The sequence below is a fragment of the Rhodopseudomonas sp. P1 genome (assembly GCF_039642825.1).
Classification (GTDB): Bacteria; Pseudomonadota; Alphaproteobacteria; order Rhizobiales; family Xanthobacteraceae; genus Rhodopseudomonas; species Rhodopseudomonas palustris_H.
The window spans coordinates 2,976,239-2,996,553 of sequence record NZ_CP088006.1; the positions used below are offsets into that span (position 1 = coordinate 2,976,239).

The 20,315-nt window shown below is 65.1% G+C and carries 17 protein-coding genes; 8 read left to right on the forward strand and 9 right to left on the reverse strand.

Features of this window, described 5'->3' with window-relative positions:
* The first annotated feature begins 176 nt into the window (after window positions 1-176).
* Window positions 177-1,145 (forward strand): SDR family NAD(P)-dependent oxidoreductase, encoded by a 969-nt coding sequence (locus LRC39_RS13835; protein WP_346294673.1) that lies wholly within the window; start codon window positions 177-179, stop codon window positions 1,143-1,145.
* Between the two features lie 38 nt (window positions 1,146-1,183).
* On the forward strand, window positions 1,184-1,969 hold the full coding sequence (locus LRC39_RS13840) for a DUF169 domain-containing protein (protein WP_346294674.1): 786 nt from the start codon (window positions 1,184-1,186) through the stop codon (window positions 1,967-1,969).
* Window positions 1,970-2,159: 190 nt separating this feature from the next.
* On the opposite strand, the gene LRC39_RS13845 is transcribed toward LRC39_RS13840, so the two are convergent.
* Both LRC39_RS13845 and LRC39_RS13850 read right to left on the reverse strand, forming a co-directional pair.
* On the reverse strand, window positions 2,160-3,716 hold the full coding sequence (locus LRC39_RS13845) for an undecaprenyl-phosphate glucose phosphotransferase (RefSeq protein ID WP_264073516.1): 1,557 nt from the start codon (window positions 3,714-3,716) through the stop codon (window positions 2,160-2,162).
* Window positions 3,717-3,825: 109 nt separating this feature from the next.
* The gene (locus LRC39_RS13850) at window positions 3,826-4,968 is read right to left on the reverse strand and encodes a glycosyltransferase (protein ID WP_346294675.1); all 1,143 of its coding nucleotides are present in this window, start codon (window positions 4,966-4,968) and stop codon (window positions 3,826-3,828) included.
* A 268-nt stretch (window positions 4,969-5,236) separates the two neighbouring features.
* Here LRC39_RS13850 and LRC39_RS13855 point away from each other — a divergent pair, with 268 nt between their 5' ends.
* Window positions 5,237-7,591: a GumC family protein gene (locus tag LRC39_RS13855; RefSeq protein ID WP_346294676.1), complete on the forward strand. Its 2,355-nt coding sequence runs from the start codon at window positions 5,237-5,239 to the stop codon at window positions 7,589-7,591.
* Between the two features lie 79 nt (window positions 7,592-7,670).
* On the opposite strand, the gene LRC39_RS13860 is transcribed toward LRC39_RS13855, so the two are convergent.
* Window positions 7,671-8,864, reverse strand: coding sequence for a GNAT family N-acetyltransferase (locus tag LRC39_RS13860; protein ID WP_346294677.1), 1,194 nt, complete (start codon window positions 8,862-8,864; stop codon window positions 7,671-7,673).
* A 130-nt stretch (window positions 8,865-8,994) separates the two neighbouring features.
* Between LRC39_RS13860 and LRC39_RS13865 the strand changes: the two genes are divergently transcribed.
* The gene (locus LRC39_RS13865) at window positions 8,995-10,038 is read left to right on the forward strand and encodes a polysaccharide deacetylase family protein (protein ID WP_346294678.1); all 1,044 of its coding nucleotides are present in this window, start codon (window positions 8,995-8,997) and stop codon (window positions 10,036-10,038) included.
* Window positions 10,039-10,047: 9 nt separating this feature from the next.
* Here the strand turns inward: LRC39_RS13865 and LRC39_RS13870 are convergent, their stop codons facing one another.
* The 3 genes from LRC39_RS13870 to LRC39_RS13880 form a co-directional block, all read right to left on the reverse strand.
* On the reverse strand, window positions 10,048-11,193 hold the full coding sequence (locus LRC39_RS13870; protein ID WP_346294679.1) for a NapC/NirT family cytochrome c: 1,146 nt from the start codon (window positions 11,191-11,193) through the stop codon (window positions 10,048-10,050).
* Window positions 11,194-11,278: 85 nt separating this feature from the next.
* Window positions 11,279-12,280 carry a cytochrome-c peroxidase gene (locus LRC39_RS13875; RefSeq protein ID WP_263988556.1) on the reverse strand — a complete coding sequence of 334 codons (1,002 nt, stop codon included), beginning with the start codon at window positions 12,278-12,280 and terminating at the stop codon, window positions 11,279-11,281.
* 280 nt (window positions 12,281-12,560) lie between these two features.
* Window positions 12,561-13,043, reverse strand: a complete 483-nt coding sequence (locus LRC39_RS13880) for a Dps family protein (protein ID WP_011158306.1) — start codon at window positions 13,041-13,043, stop codon at window positions 12,561-12,563.
* Window positions 13,044-13,399: 356 nt separating this feature from the next.
* Between LRC39_RS13880 and LRC39_RS13885 the strand changes: the two genes are divergently transcribed.
* Complete coding sequence (locus LRC39_RS13885; protein ID WP_346294680.1) at window positions 13,400-14,332, forward strand: transporter; 933 nt, start codon at window positions 13,400-13,402, stop codon at window positions 14,330-14,332.
* An 83-nt stretch (window positions 14,333-14,415) separates the two neighbouring features.
* On the opposite strand, the gene LRC39_RS13890 is transcribed toward LRC39_RS13885, so the two are convergent.
* On the reverse strand, window positions 14,416-14,628 hold the full coding sequence (locus LRC39_RS13890) for a DUF2842 domain-containing protein (RefSeq protein WP_107355786.1): 213 nt from the start codon (window positions 14,626-14,628) through the stop codon (window positions 14,416-14,418).
* Window positions 14,629-14,724: 96 nt separating this feature from the next.
* On the opposite strand from LRC39_RS13890, the gene LRC39_RS13895 reads away from it, so the two are divergent.
* Window positions 14,725-15,831, forward strand: coding sequence for a COX15/CtaA family protein (locus tag LRC39_RS13895; protein ID WP_346294681.1), 1,107 nt, complete (start codon window positions 14,725-14,727; stop codon window positions 15,829-15,831).
* Between the two features lie 13 nt (window positions 15,832-15,844).
* On the opposite strand, the gene LRC39_RS13900 is transcribed toward LRC39_RS13895, so the two are convergent.
* Together LRC39_RS13900 and LRC39_RS13905 are read right to left on the reverse strand one after the other, a co-directional pair.
* Entirely contained in the window at window positions 15,845-16,522 is a 678-nt protein-coding gene (locus tag LRC39_RS13900) for a TetR/AcrR family transcriptional regulator (protein ID WP_346294682.1), read from the reverse strand.
* Window position 16,523: 1 nt separating this feature from the next.
* Window positions 16,524-18,263 (reverse strand): thiamine pyrophosphate-binding protein, encoded by a 1,740-nt coding sequence (locus LRC39_RS13905; RefSeq protein ID WP_346294683.1) that lies wholly within the window; start codon window positions 18,261-18,263, stop codon window positions 16,524-16,526.
* A gap of 83 nt (window positions 18,264-18,346) precedes the next feature.
* Between LRC39_RS13905 and LRC39_RS13910 the strand changes: the two genes are divergently transcribed.
* Both LRC39_RS13910 and LRC39_RS13915 read left to right on the forward strand, forming a co-directional pair.
* Window positions 18,347-19,156 (forward strand): SDR family NAD(P)-dependent oxidoreductase, encoded by an 810-nt coding sequence (locus LRC39_RS13910; protein ID WP_346294684.1) that lies wholly within the window; start codon window positions 18,347-18,349, stop codon window positions 19,154-19,156.
* Window positions 19,153-20,232 carry a zinc-binding dehydrogenase gene (locus tag LRC39_RS13915; RefSeq protein WP_346294685.1) on the forward strand — a complete coding sequence of 360 codons (1,080 nt, stop codon included), beginning with the start codon at window positions 19,153-19,155 and terminating at the stop codon, window positions 20,230-20,232. The genes LRC39_RS13910 and LRC39_RS13915 overlap by 4 nt, the downstream gene beginning before the upstream one ends.
* The last annotated feature ends 83 nt before the right edge of the window (window positions 20,233-20,315 follow it).

The window sequence follows — 20,315 nt, forward strand, 5'->3', positions numbered from 1 at the left end:
GCAATTCACCGAATCGCAAAAGCGCGGCGCTGTCCGGGACGCGCCTGACGACGAATGCAGGCCGCCTGCAATGCCTTGCGATGGACTCGCGCAAGCGATGACCTGCAGCTAAGCTCGCCCCTGCAGCTCCGGCTCGAACCGGAGCGCATCAAAAATCGGGAAGGGACGATGCGACCATGAGGGATTTCGCCGGCAGGATTGCCGTGATCACCGGCGGCGGCGCGGGGATGGGCCGTGAACTCGCCCGCCAGCTCGTCGCCGAAGGCTGCCACGTCGCGATCTGCGACGTGGCGCAAGCCGCGATGGATGAAACGCGGCGGCTGTGCGAGGCCGACGGCCTGCCGCAAGGCGTGCGGATCACCACCCACGTCGTCGACGTTGCCGACGAAGCGCAGATGCAGCGGTTTCGCGACGAGGTCACCGCGCAGCATGCCACCGGCTGCATCCATCTGTTGTTCAACAACGCCGGCATCGGCGGCGGTGGCAGCATGATCGCCAATTCCCGCGAGCAGTGGGAGCGCACCTTCAACATCTGCTGGGGCGGCGTGTATCTCGGCACGCGCATTTTCCTGCCGATGCTGATCGCGGCCGACCACGGTCACATCGTCAACACCTCCAGCGTCAACGGCTTCTGGGCCTCGCTCGGACCCACGGTGCCGCACACTGCCTACAGCGCCGCGAAATTCGCCGTGAAGGGATTTTCCGAAGCGCTGATCGGCGATCTTCGGCTGAATGCGCCGCATGTCCGCTGTTCGGTGGTGATGCCGGGCCACATCGGCACGTCGATTATGACCAACTCCAGGCGGATCCAGCTTGGCGACAGCTCCGACGAACTCAGCGCCGAGGAAGTCGCCGGCATGCGCCAGCGTCTGTCGGCGGCCGGGATCGATCTGGCGCAGACGTCGGACGACGACCTTCGCGCAATGGCCAAGGAGCGGGCCCGAAGCTTCCAGGAAGACGCGCCGACCAGCGCTGCCGCCGCGGCCCGCAGTATCCTCGACGGCGTGCGCCGCGGTGATTGGCGCATCCTGGTCGGCGACGATGCTCATGCGCTCGACGCTCGCGTTCGCGCGATGCCGGAGCGCGCCTACGAGGTCGAGTTCTACCAGAGCTTCGCGGCCGAAGTCGGCTGGCGGCTCGGCTGACCGCGACCAAGACCAATAACAACCAAAGGGAGCCCGCTATGGATGCCGCCGTCGCGCCGGAGCGCATCGATCTCGCCGGCCTGGTCGCCGATCTCAACGCTCTATTGCGGCTGAAGACCACGGTGATCGGGATGAAGCTGTTCCGAACCGTCGCCGAGATGGAGGCTGTGCCGAAGATCCGCCGGCCGAGCGCGATCCACACCACCGACCAGATTGTATCGATGGCGTCGCGTCTCGGCTGGACCGTCGGCATCACCGCCGCCGATCTGGTCGGCGAGCAGTGCCGCGCGGTGATCGGCCTGGCGCCGCAGGACGAGCAATGGCTCGCCGGACGGTCGTACGTCGGCGTCTGGCATGCGACACAGGAGGACGCCAGTGCGCGTCAGCACGCGCTCGACGTGGTGCCATTCGGCCATCACCAGGCGATGGCGGTGTCGCCGCTGGCGAGCGGCCGGCTCGATCCGCCGGACATCTGCCTCGTCTATGCAACGCCCGGTCAGATGATCATCCTGATCAACGGGCTGCAGTATGCCGGCTACAAGAAGTTCGAATGGAGCGTGGTCGGCGAAACCGCCTGCGCCGATTCCTGGGGCCGGGCGCTGAAGACCGGCGAGCCGAGCCTTTCGCTGCCGTGTTTCGCCGAGCGCCGCTATGGCGGTGTGCCGGACGAAGAGATGCTGATGGCGCTGAGCCCCGCGCATCTTGCCAAGGCGATCGACGGCATGAAGCAGCTCGCCAAGAACGGCCTGCGCTACCCGATCGCACCATACGGCATCCAGGCCGACGTCCGGGCCGGGATGGGCGTGTCATACGGCGGGAAGTAACAATCTCGCGTTCGTCATTCCGGGGCGCGCGCAGCGCGAGCCCGGAATCCATAACCCCGGATGGTTGAGTTCGGCGCACAGCGGGGCCCGCCGTGCCTTAACGCGGTCACGGTGGATATGGATTCCGGGCCTGCGCTGCTTCGCAGCGCATCCCGGAATGACGACGGAGGGGACTGATGAAGAGGGACGATTAGTACGCGTTTTCGCCCTTGAGCAGAGCCCACGGCGTCTTCAGCAGGATGTAGAGATCGAACAGCACCGACCAGTTTTCGATGTAATACAGGTCGAACTCGACGCGCTTCTGGATCTTCTCTTCGTTGTCGATCTCGCCGCGCCAGCCGTTGATCTGAGCCCAGCCGGTGATACCCGGCTTGACGCGGTGGCGGGCGAAGTAGCCGTCGACGGCTTCGTCAAACAGCCGGCTCTGCAGCTTGCCCTGCACCGCATGCGGGCGAGGGCCGACCAGCGACAGGTTGCCCTTGAACACCACGTTGATCAGCTGCGGCAGCTCGTCGAGGCTGGTGCGGCGGATGAAGCGGCCGACGCGGGTGACGCGCGGATCGTTGCGGGTGACGACCTTGGACGCCGTCGGGTCGGCCTGGTGGTGATACATCGACCGGAACTTGAGCACGTCGATCCGCTCGTTATTGAAACCGAACCGCTTCTGCCGGAACAGCACCGGCCCCGGACTGTCGAGCTTGATCGCCAGCGCCACCAGCGCCATCACCGGCGCCGCGAGCAGCAGGATGAAGCCGCCGACCACGCGGTCGAACACCTGTTTCATCACCTGATCCCAATCGGTGATGGGCGCTTCGAACACGTCGAGCGTCGGCACCTTGCCGACATAGGAATAAGCGCGCGGCCGGAACCGGAGCTTGTTGGTATGGGCCGACAGCCGGATGTCGACCGGCAGCACCCACAGCTTCTTCAGCATGTCGAGGATGCGGGTCTCGGCGGAGATCGGCAGCGCGAACAGCACGAGGTCGACACGGGTGCGGCGGGCGAATTCCGGAATGTCGTCGACCTTGCCGAGCTTCGGCACGCCGGCGCAGGTGGACTGCGAACGGGCGTCGTTGCGATCATCGAATACGCCGAGGATGCGGATGTCGGAGGCGTCGGCGTGCTCGGCCTTCAGCGCTTCGATCAGCTTGGCGCCATTAGCGTCGGCGCCGACGATCACGGTGCGGCGGTCGAGCCGGCCTTGCGACGCCCAGTGCCGCACCAGCGCGCGCACCGACAGTCGCTCGATGATCAGCAAGGCGAGGCCGGCGAAAAAGAACGAACCCAGCCATAGCCGCGACACTTCGCCGCCAAGCTTGGCGAAGAACGATGCGCCGATGAACAGCAGGAACACGATCGACCAGGTCGAGATGATCCTGGTCATCTGTTTCAAGGTGCCGCGGAACAGCTGCACCTCGTAGAGGTCGGCTGCCTGGAATGCGACGATTGCGGTCGCCGTCGTGCCGAGGATCGCAGCGATGTACTCCCAAGCAAAGCCATCGCGGCGGACCACCAGCGCGAAGTACAGCGCGATGCCGACGGCGGCGATCACCAGGAAATCAGCCAGGCGGACGGAGCCGGCGATCACGATCGGCGAAAACGCCGGCGGAACCTTCTGATTGGCGACGGCGAGGGCGGCCGGCGACAAGCGCTTGCGGCGCTCCACGCGCGGCGCGCCGTCGCCGCTGGCGACCACGGCTTCCGTCGCTGCAGCGCTGATCATCGAGCGTGCGCTGATCGGCTCCATCCGTTCATGTCCGTCTCTTGCGTCGGCACGACTTTGTCGTCCGACGAACTCCCCCGGTCCGGGCCTTAACGAAAAAGTCGCAAGAAACGGTTAGCGCGACCGCCGACGCTCAGCGCTGCTGCGCCAAGGCTTCGCGGTAGCCGGCGAGCACGCCTTCGACCATCGCCTTTTGCGAGAAGTGCAGAAAGATCCGCTCGCGCAGCCGTCTGGCCCGGTCGCGGGCGGCATTCAGGTCGTCGAGCGCGGTCGCGATCGCCTTCGCCATCGCGGCCGGATCGCTGGGAGCGAACAACGCGTCGCGATGGTCAGGACCAAAGATCTCCGGGATGCCACCGACATTGGCGGCGATCATCGGGACGCCGGCAGCGGCCGCTTCGATCACCACATAGGGCATGGAATCGCCGCGCGACGGCACCACCAGCAGACGGCCCTGCGCGAAGCCATGACGAGCTTTGACGTGGCCGATGAAACGCACCGCGGCGCCGAGGTCGAGCCGCGCCACCTGCGCCTTCAACGCTGCGGTTTCCTCGCCGTCGCCGCCGAGCGTCAGCGTTACGGAGCGGCCCTCGGCCCGCAGCCGCGCAATCGCGTCGACCAACAGATCGGCGCCCTTGATGTGGCGGAATTCACCGACGTAGCAGACGTCGGTGGCATCGGCCGCCAGCGAAACCGGATCGAATTCGCCGGCGGTGACGCCGTTGAATACGCAGCGGACCAGCCCCTCGGGCTTGCCGATCATGCGCTCATAGGTTGAGCGCGCGAACTCGCTCTCGAACAGGAATAGTTCGGTGCGGTTCATCGAGAGCCGCTCGAGCCGGCTGTACAGCTGCCCTTTGAACGTCGTCGTCGGATAGTGCAGCGAGCCGCCATGCGGGGTGTAGACCCGGATCGAGCCGGCCGGCCGCGGCACCACGCGCATGAAGATGCCGGCCTTGGCGCCGTGGCCGTGCAACACGTCCGGCCGCAGCGTCGCGATCAGGCGAACGAAGCGGCCCCAGACGAACAGATCGGTGATGCTCGGCTCGCGCCGGATCGGCAGCCGATAGACGCCGAGCTTCATCTTCGGTGCGATCTCGTCGAGCGCGGCCACAGCGCGGTCGCCGCCAGTGAGGCTGTCGGTGATCAGCGCGACGTGATGGCCGCGATCGGCCTGGCCGTTGGCGAGATCAAGGATATGGCGGATGATACCGCCGACCGGAGCGCGCACCGCATGAACGATCCGCAGCGGCTGATCCTGCGTTGTTGCGGTCATCGGATCGCCGGTGCGTACGGCATGCTGGGCCATCCGCCGCGACAGCGCGCAGCGGGACAAAAGCCAGTCAAAATGGCGGCGCAGGGCATGGATGGATCCGGAAAAGTCGATTCCGATTAACGACTTTCGTGGTTAACAAAACGTGTTTGCGTAAGCGCGAGCAGCATGAATTAGTTACTCGCGTACGTCGAGATTAACCGTGCAGCAACCTTAATGGTTTGTAGTCGGAACCGAACTGACGGTTGGTCGCGTCACGTAGGAGTAGGCAATGCGGATCGCGTTCTGGCGCCGGAACACCGACAACACGGCAAAGGCATCAGCCCCATCACGCGTATCCTCGACCGCCGCAACTTCAGCGGCTGCAACCGAAACCGCCCCGGCTCCCGCGCAGAAGCCTGCGATTCGTCAGGCGATCTTCAAGCGCCCCCCAACTCGTACCGTTCAGATCGACAAGCCGGCACCGCTGCCGCCGGACGGCGACATCGACGTGCGGCTGATCGGGCAGGCGCTGGCCCGCAAAAAGCACCTGATCATCGCGCCGACTCTGCTTGCGCTGGTCGTCTCGCTGGCGATCGTGAACCTGATCACGCCGCGCTACAAATCCGAGGCGCGAATCCTGATCGACGGTCGCGAGAACACCTTCCTGCGTCCCAGCGGCGATCGTGACGATCAACGCAGCGGCCCGGACCCGGAAGCGGTGACCAGCCAGGTTCAATTGCTGCTGTCGCGCCAACTCGCGCTCGAGACCATCAAGAAGAACAAGCTCGCCGAGCGGCCGGAATTCGATCCGGTGCTGAAAGGCATCAATCCGATCAAATCGCTGCTGGCGCTGATCGGCATCGGCCGCGATCCGTTCGCGATGACGCCGGAAGAGCGCGTGCTGAACGCTTACTATGAGCGGCTGACCGCATATGCGGTCGACAAGTCGCGGGTGATGGTGGTCGAATTCCAGTCCGAAGATCCCGAGCTTGCCGCGCGCGTCGCCAATTCGATCGCGGACGGCTATTTGGTGCTGCAGCAGAACGCGCGTCAGGCGCAGGCCAAGGCGGCGGGGCAGTGGCTGTCCGGCGAGATCGAGTCGCTGCGCAAGAAGGTGTCGGAGGCCGAAGACAAGGTCGAGGACTTCCGCTCCAAGTCGAGCCTGTTCATCGGCACCAACAACACCACGCTATCGAACCAACAGCTCGGCGACATCAATGCGCAGCTCGCCAACGCCCGTGCGCTGAAGTCGGATGCCGAAGCCAAGTCCCGGCTGATCAAGGAGATGTTGAAGAGCGGCGGCCCGATCGAAGCTTCTGAAGTGCTGAACTCCGAACTGATCCGTCGGCTGTCGGAGCAGCGGGTCACGCTGCGTGCGCAGCTCGCCGAACAGAGCTCGACGCTGCTCGGCGGTCATCCGCGGATCAAGGAACTGAAGGCGCAGCTGTCCGATCTTGACCAGCAGCTCCGCGACGAGGCTGTGAAGCTGTCGCGCTCGTTCGAGAACGATGCGCGGATCGCCAGCAGCCGAGTGGAGAACCTGTCGGCCAGCCTCGATCAGCTGAAAAAGCAGGCCTCGGCGACCAACGGCCAGGACGTACAGCTCCGCGCGCTGGAACGCGAAGCCAAGGCGCAGCGCGATCTGCTGGAATCCTATCTGGCAAAGTATCGCGAGGCCACGACGCGCGAGACGATCGACCAATCGCCGTCGGATGGCCGCATCATCTCGCGTGCGATCGTCTCCAACACGCCGGACTACCCGAAGAAGTTGCCGATCGTGCTGATCGCCACGCTGGCGACGCTGCTGTTGACCTCGGGCAGCATCGCGACCGGTGAACTGCTGCGGATGACGCAGCCGCGGGCTCGTGAGGTGGCTGCGCCGGCGGTTGTCGAGCCGGATCTGGTGCCGGTTACGGCAGCGGCTCCCGTCGTGCGCTCCGCACCGGCAGCACCGCCGACCTTTGCTGCGCCGGCTACACCAGCGCCGATCGTGGCGACGGCTCCAATCGAAACTGCTCCGGTTGCGGCGCCTGCCGCTGCGCCGGTCGGGGAAATCGAAGCACTGGTGCAACGTCTGCGCACGGCCGGCGAGGGCGGGCGGAAACTCACCGTGCTTGGGACTGGCGACACCGACTCGGTCACCACGACGGCTCTGGTGCTGGCCCGCCGGCTCGCCCAGGACGCCAAGGTTGTGCTGATCGACCTGTCGGAATCCTCCGCGATGCTGAAGGTCGCGTCGATCGATCCGTCGGCCCCCGGTCTTGCCGAATTGATGCTGGGTGAGGCAGCGTTCGGCCAGATCATCACCCGCGACCGCTCCTCGTCGCTGCAACTGGTCAGCGCCGGCAAGCCGGGCTTCGACCGGATGCTGCTGCATTCGCCGCGGCTTTCGCTGGCGATCGATGCACTGATGCGTGTGTATGACCACGTGCTGCTCGATGCCGGCACCGCGTCGGATCTGCCGGCCGAGCTGCTGACGTCGCAAGCCCAGGCCGCCGTCGTGCCGGCGCCCACGATGACCAGCGAGGCGCGCGCCAAAATGGCCGAGCAACTGGTCGCGGTCGGCTTCTCCGAGGTGACGATGCTGCGCGCCGCCGAGCCAATCGATCCGATCGAGCCGGGACAGCGATCGGCAGCGGCGTAAAGCCACCAAACAGATCAACGAGAAACGCCCGGGCTGGTCCCGGGCGTTTTCCTTTGGGCAATCTGAAGGAACGTTGATCTCAGCGCGGCAGCACGCTGCGCAAGCGTTGCACCAACTGCATCATCGCCGGACTGTGCTTGACCGCGCGCTTGCCGCGGCCGATCGCCGATAGCGCCGCACCAGCGACCTGTCCGCGCGGTGTCAGCGGGATGAAGCTGTCGAAGATCGGCTCGAGGTCCTTGCAGAACATTTTCTTGTAGTCGTCCGAGCCGATGCCGAGATCGATCCAGCGATAGCCACAGGCGGCGTAGTGATCGATGATATGGCGCATCAGGATCAGGCCGGGGCTGTAGCGCGCCGCGTCCGACAGCGTGTAGGTGTTGAACATCATCGAGTAGCGGCTGCCGTCGGCGACGCCCGCATACATCGCGATCATCTCCTCATCGCATTCCAGCGCGTGGATTTCGATCGCGCGGCCGCCGCCGCTGAGCTCCGTGGAGCAGGCCTGCCGGATGAAATCGGCAACGCCGGGTTCGGCGAACACGTTCGGCAGATTCTGCGCCGCCATTCGCAGCGGCTTGATCCGGAAGAACGCCTCGAGCAGGCGGTCGACATCGGCTTGCGTGCGCGCCTGGGCATAGCGATAGCCAGGCAGTTCCTGCAGTTTGCGTTCCTTGCCCTTGAGCCGGCGGCGCATCGAGTTGCTGATCAAGTCGCTCGGGGCCGCGCCGGGCGGCAGCACCAGCACCGGGCAATCATTGACCGACGGCTGGTGGGGAAGGCGGCCCAACGGATTGACGAGATCGTTCCAGCGCGCCGGCTGCTGTTCGAATGCAAGCAGATCGGCCCCACCGATATCCCGCACCCGCCGGATCAGCTCGGCGATGTCGGCTTCGCCCGCGCTCGCCGCGAAATCACGCCGCCATAACGGCATGTTGAAGGTCGAATGTTTACCGCCGAGGAATCCCGCCACGCGGACGCCGAATTTGCGTTCGAGACCCAACGGCAGAAGCAACAGCGGCCGGCGCTCGACGTCGCGTGCAACCACGATGAATGGCTGTCGCCCCTCGGCGTGGCCGACGTGGCGCTGCCAGGCACTAAGGAAATCGAACCGCTGATAGTGCGAACAATGCTGACCGGTCTGCTCGAGCGCGCGCCAGATTGGTTCGGCGGAGTCGATGTCGGGGATGATCTCGACGTCGGCGATCCGGCTCTGCGCGGCCGCCATGCGATCGGCGGTCCGGGCCTCGATCAGCTCGGCCATCATCGTCATCCGGCGATCCAATGAGAATAAACTAGGCGTGACTGGCGCAACGTTGCGGACCTTTACAAACAAATCTCAACAAAGCGTAATGATGACCCGCGAAACCGCTGCCGGTCCCGGCGCCGCAAAGGACTGAACCTTGTCGACGAACGGCTGGTGGACAGCGGCCCGGCTGCAGCTTGCTTATGCGAGCGGTGCTGCGCGCTTGTCGGAATGGAAGGGCGGCGGCTGCGGAGTGATCCTGCGGTTCGATCGGGTGCGTCCGGCGCGCCGCGACCGGTTTCAGCCGCTGCGCGCTCGCGAAATTACCCCGCAGTTTCTCGACCGCCTGTTGCGCGCGCTGAAACGCTGGAATTGTCCGGTCGTCTCGCCCGCCGAAGTTTGCGTCCGGATCGCTCAAGGGGGCTCACCCGGTCGGTTCGTCTGCCTGACCTTCGACGGTGGCTCGCGCGATATCACCACCTTCGCTTATCCGATCCTGGCACGGCACGCTGTACCGTTCGCAGTGTATCTGCCGACAGCGTTTCCGGACGGCATCGGCGAAGCCTGGTGGCTGGCGCTGGAGCAGGTGATCGCGCGCACCGAACGGATTGCGCTGCTGATCGATCACAACGAACGCCGGTTCGACACCGCGACGGTTGCCGACAAGGCGCAGGTGTTCCATTTCCTCGCGAGCTGGCTGCGCACCATGCCGCCCGCGGCACTCACTGCGGCGATCCACGATCTGTGCAAGCGCTATGCGGTCGATCTCGCGGCAGTCACGCGCGAGGCTGTGATGGACTGGGACGAGATCGGGCGGCTCGCCATCGATCCGAAGGTGACGATCGGCAGCGCAACGGTGAACTATCCGGTGCTTGCCAATCTGCCGGACGCGGCGGCACAAAAGGAAATCGCAATGGGCCGCGCGGTGCTGCAGGCGGCGCTCGGCCGCGACGCCTCGCACTTCGCGTATCCGTTCGGTGAGCGCAACAGCTTCGGTCCGCAGCATGTCGCAATGGCCAAGGAGGCAGGGGTCGCCGGGGCGATGACGTCGATCCCGGGCGTGATCGGGGCAGGCCCGATCGATCCGCTGGCGCTGCCGCGGATCGCCTGGGATGGCCGGGAGCGCTCGCTGCGAGATCTGCGCGTGATCCTGTCCGGCCTGATGCCGGATGCGGCACGAGGAATCGGGCGGAGCAGCTAGTTCGCGAGTTCACGGCGCTGGCGCGACGTCCTTGGCATGGTTCTGCAAGTAAGCACGAAGCAGGGCGACTTCCTCTCCGTCGAGCGCGGTCAGCCGCTTCATGGCGTTGAGATGGCCGATCCAGGCGTCCGCCTTGGCACTACCCGGCGGCTTCAACGCATGACACAGGGTGCAATTATCGTCCTCGATCCGCGCCGCGAGAGTCCATAGCGGCGCGCGCGAACTGATGAACCGGCCCGGCGCCGCGCCGACCAAGAGCCGCACCTGCGTCCATTGATCGCCAGTGTCGTCGTCCGTTGCAATTTGCAGCGTCTCGACTCGCGCGCGTGCTGGCTCGGTCAGCGTCGCGGCAAGGATGCGTTTGCCAAAGCGTTGATACAGGAGTTCGGGAGAGCCCTCGCGCTGCCAGCCGGTCAACTCAAGTGTCAATCGCTCATGATCGACGGCGCGGACCGTCACCGCGGTGCTGGCCGCGAGTTCGCCGGCGCTTTCGTCGGAATCGCCAAGCTGCAGGGGCACGGACCCGATCGCATACAATGTCACGCCTGGTGCCGCAGCCAGCTTGCCGGCGTCGACCTGCAGCGCCGCAAACGCCTTGCGGTGACCGGCCGTGACGTCCGGCATCTTGTGGGCGATGCCCTTGTGGCAATCGATGCAGGTCTTGCCGGCCTTGCTGGCCTCCTGCATCGCGGTTGCCGCCTTCGGTGTCTGCTTGTGGAAGTCCATCGCTTCGAAGGTGTGGCAGTTGCGGCATTCGCGGCTGCCGTTGGCGCGCATCCGCTGCCATTCGTGACGCGCGAGTTCGTGGCGCTTGGCCTCGAACTTCTCGCGCGTGTCGATGCTGCCGATCGCCCAATGATACAGCTCCTTGGTGGCCGTCACCTTGCGGATCAGCATGTGACTCCAGTCGCGCGGAACGTGACAGTCGGAACAGATGGCGCGAACGCCGGTACGGTTGGTGTAGTGCGCGGTGGTCTTGTATTCTTGATACACGTTGTCGCGCATCACGTGGCACGACGTGCAGAACGCCAGGCTGTTGGTTGCGTGCATCGCGGTGTTGAGACCACCCCAGGCGACCGCGCCGCCAATGGCGGCCAGCACCAGGGCGAGCGCGAGCGGGCCGGGCCGCGCCAGTCGGCTCCAGATCGACGTCATGAGTTAGTTCCGTGGTGCCAGACTATCCGCGGCGTGCGGACGGCGTGTCAGCTCCGCCGTCCGCAATGCGCCTGGTTGGCCGAGATCAGTCGAACGGCTTCGGAGGAGTAGTCTTGTCGCTCGACGGCGGCAGGATCGGCAGCTTGAAGTTGGGCTGGTCGCCGGTCAGCGTCTTGAGGAAGGCGACGATCTTGGCGTTCTCCTCCGGCGTAAAGGTTTTGCCGAGCTGGATCCGTCCCATGGTCTCGACCGCGTCAGACAGCTTCTGCGCCGCGCCGTCGTGGAAATAGGGATAGGTCAGTTCGACGTTGCGCAGCGTCGGCACTTTGAAGTTGAAGCGATCGGCTTCCTCCTTGGTGACGGCGAAGCGGCCCTCGGCCGGATTGTCGGTCTTGTACGGCTCGACCACGCCCATCTTCTGGAAGGTGTTGCCACCGACCGCTGCGCCATTGTGGCATCCGGTGCAGCCGGAATCCTTGAACAGCTCGTAGCCGGCGCGCTCGGTCGGCGTCAGCGCCTTCTTGTCGCCCTGCAGCCATTTGTCGAACCGCGAGTTCGGCGTCACCAGCGTCTCTTCGAACGCGGCGATGGCCCGTGTTACCTCGTCGATGTCGACCGTGCTGTTCTGGCCGAACACAGATTTGAACTCGGTGACGTAGCCCGGGATCGATTTCAGCAGGTCGACCGCCAGCGCGTGGGTGAATGCCATCTCACCCGGGTTGGCGATCGGTCCGCCGGCTTGATCCTTCAAGGTCAGCGCGCGGCCGTCCCAGAACTGCGCCACATTGAGGCTGGCGTTGAGCACGGTCGGCGCGTTGATCGGCCCCTTCTGCCAGTTGTGGCCGATCGACGTCTTCAGATTGTCCGAGCCGCCCATCGACAGGTTGTGGCACGAGTTGCAGGAGATGAAGCCCGACTTCGACAGCCGCGGATCGAAGAACAGCTTCTTGCCGAGCTCGACCAGGTTCGGATCTTTCACCACGGCCGGCTTGATCGGAGAGATCGGCTCGTCGGTGGCGGCACGGGCGGGGAGCGACAACGAGACGGAGAGCGCCGTCGCCAAGAGCAACACTTGTGCGGTTTTCATGAGAACCCCCAGGGGCAGGATGGCATCGCAGGGGGGACCGACGGTCGCTCCGCGACGATGCGGAAGGGCCTCTAGAGTAATTCTTATTCGCAGCAATGATCTTTGATGCGGGTCAATCGCAAGACAGCAGGATAACCTTCACAGACGACGCAAAGTCACTGCAGTAGAAGGCTTTTTGAGTTCGGCCGTGGCGCCTTGAGACGAAAGTCGATAGCGGTTCTCACAAGCAAAGGCGGTCCACAGCGTCGCTGCGAACCGCCCAAGCCGACTTAGTGGTTGATCAGTCTTCCAACAGGCTGCGCAGCATCCAGGCGGTCTTTTCGTGGACGTCGAGACGCTGGGTCAAAAGGTCGGCCGTCGGCTGGTCATTGGCGTCTTCGACCAGCGGGAACAGCTCGCGTGCGGTGCGCGCGGTGGCTTCCTGCGCGGTCACCAGGTGCCGCACCATCTCCATCGCCTTGGGCTGGCCTTCGACTTCGGCGATCGAGGCGAGCTTGACGAACTCCTTGTAGGTGCCGGGCGCCGGGAAGCCGAGGGCGCGGATCCGCTCCGCGATCTGGTCGAGCGCGGTCCACTGCTCGGTGTACTGCGTCATGAACATCGCATGCAGGGTGTTGAACATCGGCCCGGTGACGTTCCAATGGAAATTGTGCGTCATCAGATACAGCGTGTAGGAGTCGGCGAGCAGCCGGGACAGGCCGTCGGCGATCTTCTCGCGCTTGTCTTCCGGGATACCGATGTTGATCTTGGCAGGCTTGGTCATGTCCGGTCCTTTGCAGCGTGCCGGCACGGATGCCGGCGGTCGTAGATGAGTACCGCTTCGGCAACATTGCACCGCCGACGTCGCTCAAGGTGCTGATCGTAAGCCGGCTGCGGCATCCGTCGCGGAACGTTGCCATCCTGCCGCGGTACGCAACTACTAATCATTGTCATCGATCAATTTTCAGACGCCTCGCATTTACAGGGCCTGTAAACAAAAGGCTTTGACCGAGAGGCATTCGCAATTGCAATTAGTAGACCGATGGAATTCATCGGGGGCGACTAATGATTGCGCGTACTTCTAGGGGGCGTGGCCGTTGCGGCCGAATTTGCGGATTTGACGGGCCACAGGCGGCAGCGATGGCGATACTGGTCGCCGCCGCGCTGGCGACGCCGGTGGCGGCCGCGGAGGAACTGCCGGGCTGGCTGTCCTATACGGCCGCCCCATCCGCAAGGGTTGTGGTACCGGCGCTGGAGCGGGGGGCTGCCGCCAAGGCCGACCATGACGATGTCGATACCGAGCACATCTTCGGCTTCAGCATGGGTTCGGACATCGGGAAGAAGGGCGAGATCGAACTCGAGATCGAGAACGTCGGCCGGTTTGGGCGGCGGTTCGGCTCCTACACCGGCGTCGGCGTGCTATCGCAGTTCAAGTTCACGCTGACCGACAATTTCCGCGTCGCCCCCGGCGTCAGCTTCGCCTCGACCCAGATCAGCGGCGTGCCCGGCATGATCGACAATCGGCGCAACGCCATCGCCGGCGCGTCGATGGAATTCCGCTACAAAGTGCTCGATCGCGACGAGATGCCGTTCGGGTTGACGCTGCATGCGGCGCCGGGTTGGAACCGGGTCGACGAACTCACCGGTTTCGACGCGCAGATCTACGGCACCGAATTCGCCGCGCTGATGGACAAGGAGCTGATCCGCGGCACGTTGTTCGCCGCGTTCAATCTCTGGTACTCCGGCGGCGCCTCGCGCGATCTCGCCAACACCTGGTCGCACGATTCCGAATTCGCCGTGCAGGGCGCGCTATCCTACAAGCTCAATCCGACGCTGATCGTCGGCGTCGAGGCACGCTACGTGCGGGCCTATGAAGGCCTCGGGCTCGACCGGTTCTCCGGCGATGCGGTCTATGTCGGCCCGACATTCTCGGCGCATCTGACCGAGAAGATCGGCCTGTCGGGCACCTGGAGTACGCAGGTTGCGGGTCAGGCCTGCAACGATCCGCGCCATCTCGATCTCGACGACTTCGAGCGCCACCAGGCGATGCTGCGGTTCAACTATCTGTTCTGAACCGAGCTTCTCATCTCTGAAACAACAACGCCGCCACCGTGGTCCCGGTGGCGGCGTTTCTGTTTTGAATTGCGTCAGATCGCTTATTCGGTCGGATCGGGACGCGACATCCAGGTGACCAGCGGCATCGCCGGCAGCACCCAGCCGAGGCCGGCGACCACGTAGTACACGGCCTGCAGCCATTTCGAGTCTGCGATCACCGGCGCCTGCGCGAACGCCATCGCGGTCAGCGACCACACGATCGCCAGCAGCAGCAGGCCGACGGTTCCAATCAATTTCCGGGTTCGAATATTCATGCCTCGCTCACACGCCGTTGATGCGTTCTCGCAACGCCTTGCGCGTAAGAACGGCCGGACTATAGAGTGCGGAAAAATCCGTTCAAGGGATGCTTTATGACCATCGCCGCGGCGCCGCCATCGTCCCGAGTTCGCGCTGTACGGATTTGGCTGGCCCTGGTGGCGACCCTGATCGCCATGATGGTCCTGGTCGGCGGCGCGACGCGGCTGACGGAATCCGGGCTGTCGATCGTCGAATGGAAGCCGGTCACCGGCACGCTGCCGCCGCTCACCGATGCGCAGTGGCACGCCGCGTTCGAGGGCTACAAGCAGATCCCGCAATATCGCGAACTGAACGCCGGCATGACGCTCGATCAGTTCAAGACGATCTTCTGGTGGGAGTGGAGCCACCGGCTGCTCGGCCGGGTCATCGGCATCGTCTATTTGCTGCCGTTCCTCTGGTTCCTGTGGCGCGGGGCAATCGGTCCGCAGTGGAAGCGCGCGCTGTGGATCATCTTCGCGCTCGGCGCGCTGCAGGGCGCGGTCGGCTGGTGGATGGTCGCGTCCGGCCTGTCGCAGCGAACCGAAGTGTCGCAGGTGCGGCTCGCCACGCATCTGTCGCTGGCGCTGATCATCTATGCAGCGATCGTCTGGACGTTGCGCCGGCTGTCGGACCGGGCGCGCGCGGCCGCGCCGACGCGGCTGAAGGCGACCGCACTGCTGCTGCTCGGGCTGACCTTCGTGCAGCTTTACGCGGGCGCGCTGGTCGCCGGCCTGCGCGCCGGGCGGGTGTACAACACCTGGCCGACGATCGACGGCGCGCTGATCCCGGACGCGGCGCGGCTGTGGTTCGAAAGCCCGTGGTGGAAGAACCTATTCGACAATCATCTCACCGTGCAGTTCGATCACCGCATGCTGGCCTATGCGCTGTGGACGCTGGCGGCGTTGCACATGATTGACGCGCTGCGCACGCGGGCAGGGGCCGCGGCACGTGGCGCGGTACTGCTGTTCCTGGCGCTGACAGCCCAGGGCGCGCTCGGCATCTTCACCGTGCTGTACGCCGCGCCGATCGACCTCGCTCTGGCGCATCAGGCAATGGCACTGGTGGTGCTGACGCTGGCCGTGCTGCACGCTGAACGGCTGACAGCGACGAGCGGCCATCAAACCTCGCTTGATCGCGGTGCTGCCGAGCGACTTCCATCCAAGCCAGCCCTATCGGCATAGTCGCGGCGGCCGACTACGACCTGGCGGACCTGCCCGTTCGCGCAGGCGTTCGTGCGCTGGTCCGGCGCGACGATGCGAATTCAGCAGCAATCCGGCTGCGCGCCGTTTTGGTGACCACGCCCAGCAGCAGCAGGCGCGTTGCCAGATGCATCTCCTGGGCGAAGCGCTTCCGGCTCCAGTTCACGGCGAGCCAAGCTTCCGTGGTTGAGGCCATCGCGCGCAGCAGCACCTCGGTGAAGGCTTCATCGTCGATGACGCGCTGGATCTCGCCGGCATCCACCGCAGTGCGCACCATCGCGCACCACAATTGCTGCCCTTCGGCGAGCATCATCCCGCGGAGCTCGACGGCGTGCTCGCCCTGCATCGCGGCGTAGAGACCGCGATAGAACGCAGGCTCTGCGCAATAGTGCTTCACCACGAGATCAATCGCCGCCTCGAGCTGCGCAAGCGGCGATCCTGGGGGCCGGGTGGCGAGGCGGGTTTCGAACGCGGCGAACTCGTCCCGAACGACCAGCCGCAACAAGTCGGCCTTCGTCCCGACCAGATTGTAGGGCGTCGCCGGGCTCACGCCCGCGCGCTTGGCGAGCTGGATCATTGAAAACCCGGCACCGCCGGATTCGCGGATCAGGGCGTGCGCGGCTGTGACCAGCCCGCGCCGCCGCGATTCCAGGGTGCTCGTCGATAGCGTCATCTCAGGCCGTGTCTGCGGGGATGTTCTCGTAATAGGGGATCAACACGTCGTTGCTGCCTTCCTGAACCTGACCGAGCATCGCCACCGTCACAGGATGCACCACGTCGGCATCCGTCATCACCTCGATAAACGCCGGGCCGCCACTGGCGAAGGCGCGCTCCAGCGCCGGCGCGAGGTCGGCAAAGCGGGTCACACGCTCGGCGTGGCAGCCGAAGGCCTGGGCGATGTTGGCAAAATGCGTCCCGCCCAGCTTCGAGATCACATGATAGTTGCTGCCGAACATGATTTGCTGCCCGTGGATCGACATTCCCCAGACTTCATTGTTGAGGACCACGGTAACGATCGGCAAGCGGTGCCGGACCATGGTGTCGAGTTCCTGCAGGTGGAATCCGAACGCGCCGTCGCCGGTCAGGTGGATCACCCGACGGTCTGGAGCTGCGAGCTGGGCGCCGATCGCAAATCCTGGTCCGATCCCCAGGCAGCCGAGATAGCCGTGACTGATCACCGCCCCCGGCCGATCGACCACCGCTGCCGCAGCGCCCCATGATGCGGATTCCCCGCCATCGAACACATACATCGCCCCCGGCCCAGCGGCTTCGGCGACTGCACGAGCCGCGTGGTACGGATGAATGCCTTGCGCGGTCTCATGATCGGGAAACATCGTGGCAAACAGCCCGGTTGCCGAGACCGCCTTCGCCCGCCACCCTTCCAACTCGTTGAACTGGACATCTTTCAGAGCTGCGTCGAGCGCGCGCGTTGCCTCGGTGCAGTCCGCCAGGATGGCCAGATCGACGTCGCGGATCCGGCCCATCTCGGCCGCATCGCCGTGGATCTGCACCAGGGTTGCGCCGTGCGGCACCAGAACGCCTGAACGTCCGCCGAGCAGCAGGCCGAGCTTGCCGCCCAGCAGGATGACCAGATCCGGCCGATCGATCCCCAGCATCGGCAACAAGGCGAGGTTGCCGGCCGCACCGCCATTGCAGGGGTGGCCCGGCGGCAGGATGCCGGCCGCCAGCGACTTGGTGAACACCGGCAGCGGCACTTTGGCGCACAGCGCTCGCAACGCCTCCGCGGTTTCGTGATTGGCTGCGCCATTGCCCGCGATCAAGACAGGGCATTTGGCCGCCTTCAGCAGCTCAACTAATCGCGCAACCTCAGCCGGGGCAGGCGCGGGGCGCGGATTGACGCCGACGCCGGCCGGTGGAGTGGCGCGCGCAGCGGAGACGCTCATGTGCAGCACGTCGATCGGCACTTCGAGCAGCACGGCGCCCCGCGGCAACGTCATCGCCTTACGGATCGCCATCGCTGTGAGATCGGCGATCCGCTCCGTGCTGGGGATCGAGAACGCCCACTTCACCGCCGGCCGCGCAATCGCGACCTGATCGATGCCGCCTTGCAGCGGATTGGTTTCGATCTCGCGCAGCGGCGGCGCTCCGACGATGAACAGCACCGGTGAGCCATCGAGCTGCGCGTTGGTCATCGCCGAGAGTGCGTTGGTGAATCCGGGCCCGGCCGTGACAATGCAGACCCCGAGCTTGCCGGTGGCACGCGCATAAGCGTCGGCAGCGTGGCCCGCCGAGGATTCGTGACGGAAATCGATCAGGGCGATGTCTTCCTCGATGCACCCCTTGAGCAGCGCTTCGAGATGTCCGCCGTGCAGCGCAAACGCCTGGGTGACACCAGCGGCCTTCAGCGTCTTTGCCAGTAATTGTCCGCCGACCAGGCGATCGTGTTCTGCCATCTCATTCCTCCCTGTTGCGGCGTTTGCCGCGGTGTTATTATAGTGCGCTATAATTATAAACATCGACCCGGGAGGACAAGAGGATGAATGAGCGCACGCGCTTTGGTGGAAAAGTCGCGGTGATCACAGGTGGAGCATCCGGCATCGGCGCGGCGACCGCGCGGCTCCTTCATGCCGAAGGCGCGAGCGTGGTGATCGGCGATCTCGACGTAGCGGCGGGGAATGCCTTGGTTGCTGAACTCAGCGCCGAGCGCACACGGTTCATCACCACCGACGTGTCTGATTTCGGATCGGTGACCGCGCTGATCGACGGCGCGGTAGCTGCCTTCGGGCGGCTCGATGTGCTGATCAACAACGCCGGGATCGGCAGCCTGTCGTCGATTGCTGCACTGCCGGTCGAGGACTGGAAGAAGGTGCTCGCGATCAATCTCGACGGCGTGTTCTTCGGCTGCAAAGCCGCGCTCCCGGTGATGGTCGCGCAGCGGGCAGGGGCGATCGTCAATACCGCCTCGGCTTCGGGCCTCGCCGGCGACTTCGGATTCGCGGCCTACAACGCTGCGAAGGCAGGCGTCATCAACTTCACCCGCACCGCAGCAATCGATCATGCGCGTGATGGAATACGGGTCAATGCTGTGTGCCCTGGTCCGGTCGACACCCCGATCCTCGCAGGCGTTCAGGGTATCCCGGGTCTGCGCGCCGATTGGGAAGATCGGGTGCCGATCGGCCGGTTCGCGAGCCCACCGGAGATTGCGCAAGTCATCGCGTTCCTCGCCTCCGATGCCGCGTCATACGTCACCGGCGTTGCTATGCCGGTCGATGGCGGACTGACCGCGCACACTGGGCAACCCAATCTGCCGCGCGTCATGAATGCTCTGGCGGGAGCTGCGCAATGAAGGCTGTCGTCAGGCGTGCCGGCCAGCTGGTCGACACAGACATCGCCGAAGTCACACCGGGCGAGGGCCAGGTGCTGGTGAAGACGCTGGTTTGCGGGATCTGCGGATCGGATCTTCACGCGCTTCATCATCTCGATCACATGATTGCACTCACCCGCCGCGCCGGCGGACGCCCCAGCCTCGACCCATCCCAGGACGTCGTGTTCGGCCATGAGTTCTGCGCCGAAGTGATCGACCACGGTCCTGGCTGCAACAAAACCCTTGCTCCGGGCACCAAGGTGGTTTCGGTGCCGGCCGCATTCGGCCCGGCGGGCAGCGAACTCGTCGGCTACTCGAACCGCTTTCCCGGCGGCTTTGCCGAACGAATGGTGCTGCAGGAGGCGCTGCTGCTCGAAGTGCCGAATGGACTTGATGACGCGCGCGCTGCGCTCACCGAGCCGATGGCGGTCGGCGCGCATGCGGTCGCCAGTGCGCCGCTGACACCGCGTAGCGTGGCCTTGGTGATCGGCTGCGGACCGGTCGGTCTGTCGGTGATTGCCGCGCTCAAGGCGCGGGGAATCGGTCCGGTCATCGCCAGCGACTTCTCACCACATCGGCGCGCCGCAGCTGTGGCGCTCGGTGCCGACCTGGTGATCGATCCTGGTGAGCACTCGCCACACGATCGCTGGGAGGCTCTCGACGTTCCCGCGACCTTGGCGAGCTTCGGCGCCGCGACGCTGCAGGGGCGTACGATCCGCGATGCCGTGGTGTTCGAATGCGTGGGCGTGCCGGGCATGCTGCAGCAGCTGATCGAGAAATCCCCGCCGACGGCGACCATCATCGTGGTCGGCGTCTGCATGGAAAGCGATACGATCGAGCCGTCGCTGGCGATCAACAAACAGCTGTCGTTGCGGTTTGTGTTCGGCTACAGCCCCGCCGAATTCGCCGCCACGCTGCACGCGATCGCGGAGGGACACTGCGACGTCTCTCCCCTGATCTCGGGGACGGTCGGACGCGGGGGAGTGGCTGCTGCCTTCTCGACGCTGTCAAAGGCCGACGCGTGCATCAAGCTTCTGGTCGATCCCGGCCAGGCTTAGTCCCTGAGGAGTCCTGGTCGGGCCGTTCTTCGATCGGGTGGATCTGCGGAGCGTGCCGTTCGATGCTTGGGGCTGCCACACCA